Source organism: Reyranella sp. (assembly GCF_050185545.1).
Classification (GTDB): Bacteria; Pseudomonadota; Alphaproteobacteria; order Reyranellales; family Reyranellaceae; genus Reyranella.
In genome coordinates this window covers 49,109-55,358 of sequence record NZ_JBFWZI010000030.1, presented here as the reverse complement: position 1 = coordinate 55,358, position 6,250 = coordinate 49,109, and the positions used below count along the sequence as shown (strand labels likewise).

8 protein-coding genes and 1 pseudogene are annotated in these 6,250 nt (G+C 67.2%); 8 read left to right on the top strand and 1 reads right to left on the bottom strand.

Translation table 11 applies throughout. The annotated features are described in order from the left end of the window. Positions 1 to 171: 171 nt before the first annotated feature. From AB7O82_RS11340 to AB7O82_RS11325, 4 genes are all read left to right on the top strand, one after another. Positions 172 to 1,437, top strand: a complete 1,266-nt coding sequence (locus AB7O82_RS11340; protein ID WP_428538552.1) for an MFS transporter — start codon at positions 172 to 174, stop codon at positions 1,435 to 1,437. A gap of 11 nt (positions 1,438 to 1,448) precedes the next feature. Further along, complete coding sequence (locus tag AB7O82_RS11335) at positions 1,449 to 1,610, top strand: hypothetical protein (RefSeq protein WP_428538550.1); 162 nt, start codon at positions 1,449 to 1,451, stop codon at positions 1,608 to 1,610. A 30-nt stretch (positions 1,611 to 1,640) separates the two neighbouring features. Next, on the top strand, positions 1,641 to 2,141 hold the full coding sequence (locus AB7O82_RS11330; protein ID WP_428538548.1) for a hypothetical protein: 501 nt from the start codon (positions 1,641 to 1,643) through the stop codon (positions 2,139 to 2,141). Positions 2,142 to 2,205: 64 nt separating this feature from the next. Then, positions 2,206 to 3,108, top strand: coding sequence for an AEC family transporter (locus AB7O82_RS11325; RefSeq protein ID WP_428538546.1), 903 nt, complete (start codon positions 2,206 to 2,208; stop codon positions 3,106 to 3,108). Here the strand turns inward: AB7O82_RS11325 and AB7O82_RS11320 are convergent. Then, a complete protein-coding gene (locus tag AB7O82_RS11320) occupies positions 3,086 to 4,042 on the bottom strand; it encodes a DMT family transporter (RefSeq protein ID WP_428538544.1) in 957 nt (318 codons plus the stop codon). The genes AB7O82_RS11325 and AB7O82_RS11320 overlap by 23 nt on opposite strands. Before the next feature lie 81 nt (positions 4,043 to 4,123). Between AB7O82_RS11320 and AB7O82_RS11315 the strand changes: the two genes are divergently transcribed. The 4 genes and pseudogenes from AB7O82_RS11315 to AB7O82_RS11300 form a co-directional block, all read left to right on the top strand. Further along, entirely contained in the window at positions 4,124 to 4,714 is a 591-nt protein-coding gene (locus tag AB7O82_RS11315; protein ID WP_428538542.1) for a TetR/AcrR family transcriptional regulator, read from the top strand. Next, complete coding sequence (locus AB7O82_RS11310; protein ID WP_428538540.1) at positions 4,711 to 5,103, top strand: DUF1330 domain-containing protein; 393 nt, start codon at positions 4,711 to 4,713, stop codon at positions 5,101 to 5,103. Before AB7O82_RS11315 ends, AB7O82_RS11310 begins: the two co-directional genes overlap by 4 nt. Positions 5,104 to 5,114: 11 nt before the next feature. Further along, complete coding sequence (locus tag AB7O82_RS11305; protein ID WP_428538538.1) at positions 5,115 to 5,579, top strand: glycine/sarcosine/betaine reductase selenoprotein B family protein; 465 nt, start codon at positions 5,115 to 5,117, stop codon at positions 5,577 to 5,579. A gap of 18 nt (positions 5,580 to 5,597) precedes the next feature. Further along, a pseudogene (locus AB7O82_RS11300) lies at positions 5,598 to 6,250 on the top strand (selenoprotein B); the annotation flags it as partial.

The following is a 6,250-nucleotide window of genomic DNA, read 5'->3' as shown; positions in this document are numbered from 1 at the left end:
ATAATCTGGTGATCTTGTGCGGGCGGGACGCCCGCGGTCCAGAAGACCATGACCCCTCCGTCGCCGAAGACGGCGACACCTCGTCACTGCGTGGGGAGGAGCATGAGCCCTGCAACGCAGGCTTGCCGGCGCAACGGTGGTTTCACCGGGCATGCCTGCTATTGTGAGACGATGACCGATAACACGATGGCGGCGGGAGCCGCGCCCGCTGCGACGTCCTCTGCATCGACCACGGCGGCCAACAACACGACCTTCGCCGTCATCCTCTCGCTGAGCTTCTGCCACCTGCTGAACGACATGATGCAGTCGCTGGTGCCGGCGCTCTATCCCATCCTCAAGGATTCACACGCACTGAGCTTCACCCAGGTCGGCTTCATCACGCTCGCCTTCCAGTGCACCGCCTCGATGCTGCAACCAGTGGTCGGCTTCGCCACCGACAGGAAGCCACAGCCCTATTCGCTGATGGCCGGCATGGGCTTCACCCTGATCGGGCTGCTGCTGATGTCGCGCGCCGACAGCTACCCGTCGATCCTGATGGCTGCCGCGCTGATCGGCATGGGGTCCTCGATCTTCCATCCCGAAGCTTCGCGGGTGGCGCGCATGGCGGCGGGCGGCCGCTATGGCCTCGCCCAGTCGCTGTTCCAGGTCGGCGGCAACATGGGGTCGGCAGCCGGTCCGCTGCTCGCGGCTTTCATCGTGATCCCCGCGGGTCAGCACAGCCTCGTCTGGTTCTCCGGCGCGGCACTGGTCGCCATGATGGTGCTGTTCCAAGTCGGCGGCTGGTACGCGCGCCGCCGCGCGGCGCAGAAGCCCGCAGCGCGCGGCAACGCTGCCGTAGCCGCCACGCGCGCGCCCGCGCTGTCGCGCGGACGCGTCATCGCGGCCGTGGCCGTGCTGGTGGCGCTGCTGTTCTCCAAGAACGTCTACAGCGCAAGCCTCGGCTCCTACTTCACCTTCTACCTGATCGCCAAGTTCGGCATCGACGTGCAGACGGCACAATTCTACCTGTTCGCCTTCCTGGTCGGAATCGTCGCCGGCACGATCGCCGGCGGCATGTTCGGCGACAGGGTCGGACGCATTCCCGTGATGTGGTTCTCCATCGTCGGTGCCCTGCCGTTCGCCCTGATGCTGCCCCATGCCAACCTGTTCTGGACCGGCGTGCTCGCCGTCACCGTGGCGATGATCATGGCCTCGGCCTTTTCGGCCATCCTGGTCTATGCGCAGGATCTGCTGCCCGGCCGGGTCGGGCTGGTCGCCGGCATGTTCTTCGGCTTCTCGTTCGGGCTGGGCGGCCTCGGTGCCGCGGCGATGGGCCAGATCGCCGATGTTGCCGGTATCGAGACGGTCTACAGGCTGACGCCGTTCCTGCTGCTTCTGGGCCTGCTCACGGCCTTCCTGCCGCGTCATCTGGGAGGAGTGCCCAAGGTGGCGCGCTGAGGGCCCCGGTCGTGATCCTCACGATCTTCGGCATGTCGCTGGAAGCGTTCATTTTCCTGCATGTCGTGCTGAGCCTGATCGGCATCATCACCAGCCTGATCGTCGTCGCAGTCGTGCTGCAGAACAACCTCGCCGGCTGGAGTGCGTTCTTCCTGATCTCGACTAGATTGTGATCACGGATGTTCGATGCCATGGTTACCTCGATGACTGCCCCGCTGAGCCTCTCGAACCTGATCACGGTGGTCCTCGCCGTCATCTGCCTCTCGACGATCCTGCCGCAGGCGCGCGGCAACGTGGTGAAGATCTGGCGCCTGGCGATGCCCGCCTGTCTCGCCATGGTCGAGGCGTTCATCCTGCTGGCCGGCGTGTTCGATGCCGACCTCGCCAGCGATGTCGAATGGCTGGCCGCCCTGCTGATAGGCGGTGTCGCCGGGCGCATGCGCGGCTGGGCGTTGGCCATGCAGGTCGATCAGGCGTCGAGCCTGATGCGCCAGCGCCGCTCCGCCGACGGCACGATCGCGGCGATGGCGCTCGTCCTACTGGCGCTGATCGATTTCACGAGCGCCGCCCTGCAGGAAGTCTGGATCGATCCGGAACATCTTGCGGCGGCCGCTGCCCTGTTCGCCGGCTTCCTGGGCAGCCGCGCGCTCGCCATGGCGGTCCGCACCACGCGCCTGCCGCACAACGAGCTGGATACCGCCTGAGGCATCCGGTCATCGCGAACCGGCGTCGACGACCAGCGACTGCCTGGTAAACCCGATGACGAGCGTGTTTCTCCCTCTCGCGCTGATCGCCCTGCTGGGCGTCTTCCTGCGCCAGCTCATTCCGTCGATGGAGGACAACCGGCGCGCCATGAATCAGATGGTGCTCTACGTCTTCCTGCCGGCGCTCGTCTTCCATTCGATCATGGGCGCACCGATCGACCGGCTCTTCTACGAGATCCCGCTGGTTGCGGCCTCCGGCGTATTCGTCTGCCTGGCCGCGGGTTTCCTGGTGTTCCGCTTCCTGCCGATTCCCGGCCCGACCAAGGGGGCCATGATCCTGGCGGCGGCATTCGGCAACGTCACTTATTTCGGCCTGCCGGTGCTGCTCGGCACCTTCATCGGCGAGGCGGCCGAGGTGACCGAGGTCGCGGTACTCTACGAGGTCACCAAGTCGTCGCTCAACCTGACGATCGGCGCCATGATCGCCATCGCCCATGGCACCGAGGAGGCGATCACCTTCCGCAAGACGGTGCTGGAAGCGCTGAAACTGCCGCCGGTGTGGGCGCTTGCCGTCGCCATTGCCTGGAAGAGCTCGGGCATCGCCTGTCCCGCCTTCGTGCTGGACACGACCGCGCTGCTCGCCACCACGGTCACCGGCATCATGATGCTGTCGCTCGGCATGGCGTTGAAATTCAAGCCGACGCGGCTGATGGGGCTCGCTGCACCCGTCGCCGCGATCAAGCTGTTGCTGTCGCCGGTGGTCGTCGCCCTGGCGGTCGTGCCGCTCGGGGTCACCGGCATCTACCGCGATGCGGCCATTCTCGAAGGCGCGATGCCGAGTCAGCTCCTGTCCTTTATCATCGCGGGACGGTTCAAGCTCGACGAGCAGACGATGGCCTTCGTGATCATGGCGGACACAGTCCTGGCCTTCGTGACCCTGCCGTTCATCCATTCCCTCCTGCGCTGACGTTCCTTGCTGCGCTGATCCAGCGGAACATCCCGACGGTCGTCAGCAATCCGAAAGTCACCAGGGCGAGCCCACCGATCTGCAAGGGTCCCGGCATCTCGCCGACGATCGGGATGCCGACCAGCACCGACACTGCCGGCACGCAGGCCGGAAAGAGCACGGCGCGGCTGACGCCCAGCAGGATCACCGCACGGCCGTAGGCGACCATGGTGACCACTCCCTGCAATCCACCCTGAACCAGCCCCTGCAGCACGAGAGCGCCGACCGGCAGAAGCGCAAGCCGATCGGCTCCGTCCAGCGCGAAGTAGGCTGGTGTCATGACCAGGCAGGACAGGACGGCGACCACGGCGATCGCCCGCAATGCCGACAGGCGCCAGTGGCGCAGCAGCAGGGTGAAGCCGGCCCACAGGACGCTCGAGCCGAAGAACAGGAGATCGCCAATCCAGGCGCGATCCCCTGTCCCATGCACCAGGCCGTCCCAGCCGATCAGCACGACGCCCGCCAGCACGATCGCCGCGCCCGCAAGGTGATCGCGGCTCAGGCGCTCGCCCAGGAACCAGGCAGCGCCGATCGTGCTCACGATGGTGACGGTGGACGGTGCGATCACCGCGCCATGGGCGAGCGGCGCGAAGGCGTAGCCGCCGGTCTGCAGCAGTGCGAAGGGCGCTCCACCCAGCAGGGTGAGGATCAGCCCGCGCCTCCAGCCGATCCCCGCAAGATCGAAAGCACCGAAGTGCACCAGCAACGGCAGCATGATTGCCGCCGCCACCAGGAAGCGGGCGAAGATCAGGTCGACCGTGCCCAGGCCGTCCAGGATTCCGGCGCGAGCCGCGGCAAAGCTCAGCGAGGCGCCGAGCGCCATGACGGCGCCTGAGGCGAAGCCCCATCGTTCGCGTTTCGCCGTGCGCGCCGTGTCGGTGACGGTTTGCGTCATGCAGGCGGCGCTAGCACGGACCGGACCATGAAATGAAGAATTTTGTAGCGTCCGATCCAGAACTGCGCTTTGATGCGCGTCATGGCACGCCTCAAAGCCTTCGATGAAGAGCGTGCGGTCGACATCGCCGTCGACTGCTTCTGGATGCACGGCTACGAAGGAACGTCGGTGCGCGATCTCGCCGCAGCGATGGGGATCGGTGGCACCAGCCTGTACAACGCCTATGGCGACAAGCGCGCCCTGTTCTCTCGCTCGCTCCAGCGCTACGCCGAACGCTCGATGCGCGAGCGCATCGCCCGGCTGGAGAACAGCCATCGGCCGAAAGAGGCGATCGTTGCGTTCATCGAGGAGATCGTCGAGCGCTCGCTCGAGGATCCCGACCGCAAGGGCTGCATGTTGATCAACTCGGCCCTCGATGTGGCGCCGCACGACGCTGAAATCCGCGCCGTCGTATCGGGCTACCTCGATGAAATTCGCGGCTTCTTCCAGCGCAACCTCGTCGCTGCCCGCAAGGCGGGCCAGGTGCCAAGGAAGATCGACGCCCAGTCGGTTGCCACCCACCTGCTGGGTGTCGTGGCCGGCATCCGCGTGCTGGCGCGCACCGGCGCGCAGCGACGGCAGCTCGAGGACGTTGCCCGGCCGGCGCTCGCCCTCCTGGAACCCGCGCGATGATCGAGCATCTCAACGCGCAAACCCTGCAGGCGCTGCCCGACGACGAGCCGGTCGTCATGTTGAACCTCATGCGCTTTCGCGAAAGCTCGCTCGACGGCAACGGCAGCGGCCGGGACGCCTACCTGCGCTACAGCGCCCTCACCATCAAGCTGATCAAGGCGCAGGGCGGCACCATTGTCTGGGCCGGCAATGCCGAAGCCGTGGCGCTCGGCATCCCGGACCAGCACCGCTGGGACTACGCCGCCCTGGTCCGCTATCCCTCGCGCGCCGCCTTTCTCGCCATGATGACCTCGCCGGAGTACGCGCGCGCCAATGTCGAGCGCGAGAACGGCTGTGCCGACCACGCCATCATCGCCACCCGCGAAACCTATCGGAAGTTCACAGCGTAGGAGCCGAGTCCATGGTCAGGCGTCTCAGCGACATGCCCGAGGTCGAGGCGATGCATCTTCGCCGCATCGAATGCCCGACCTACGGCGACACGCCGGCCCTGTCCGGCAAACCGCTCGACGAGCGGCGCGTCGCCATCATCTCGACGGCGGGCCTCCACAAGCGCGGGGACCGGCCGTTCCGGCCGGGCGACGGCAGCTATCGCATCATCCCGGCCGAGACGCCGGCCAACGAGCTGGTGATGAGCCACATCTCGGTGAACTTCGATCGCACCGGGTTCCAGCAGGATCTCAACGTCGCCTTCCCGATCGACCGCCTGCGCGAGCTGGTCGCGGACGGCACGGTAGGCTCGATGGCGTCGGTGCACTACTCCTTCATGGGCGCCTTCCCGCCAGCCGCCGCCGAGCCGCACGCCGCGCATCTCGCCGGGCTCCTGAAGGCGGACGGCGTCGACGCCGCCCTGCTCGTTCCGGTTTGACCCGCCTGCACGCGCGCCGTGGGCGCGCTGGGCCATTTCCTCGAGCGCCAGGGCATCCCGACCACCAGCATCAGCCTGGTGCGCGAGCACACCGAGATCGTCCGGCCGCCGCGCGCGCTCTGGGTCACCTTCGAGCTCGGCCGCCCGCTGGGCGCGCCCGACGATCCGCCGTTCCAGCGCCGCGTCGTCAAGGCGGCGCTCGACCTCCTGGCGCGCACCGACGGGCCACTAATCGTCGACCATTCCGAGCACGTGCCCGAGGTCACGGACTTCAGCGGCTGGGCCTGCCCGATCAGCCTGGCACCGAGCGCGACCGATTCGCTGGCGGCCGAGATCGATCGGCTGGCCACCTGGTACGATCGCTCGCGTGACAGGCTCGGCCGCACGACGGTCGGCGTCTCCGGCCTCGACATGTCGGCGGCCGGCGCGCTGGTAATGCAGGCGCTCGACGGCACGCTGCCGCCTGCCCAGGCGCTGAAGGAGGCGACCGACGATCTCCGGGCCTACTATCTCGAAGCGGCGGCGGCCTTCCCCGATCCGGGATCGGCCAGATCACGCAAGGAATGGCTGTGGAGCGAGACGAAGCTCGGCCAGTCCCTGCTCACGCTGCAGCCCAGGCTGGCGGCGAGTGCCGACCCGCAGCATAAGATCCTCGGCAACTTGACTCTCAT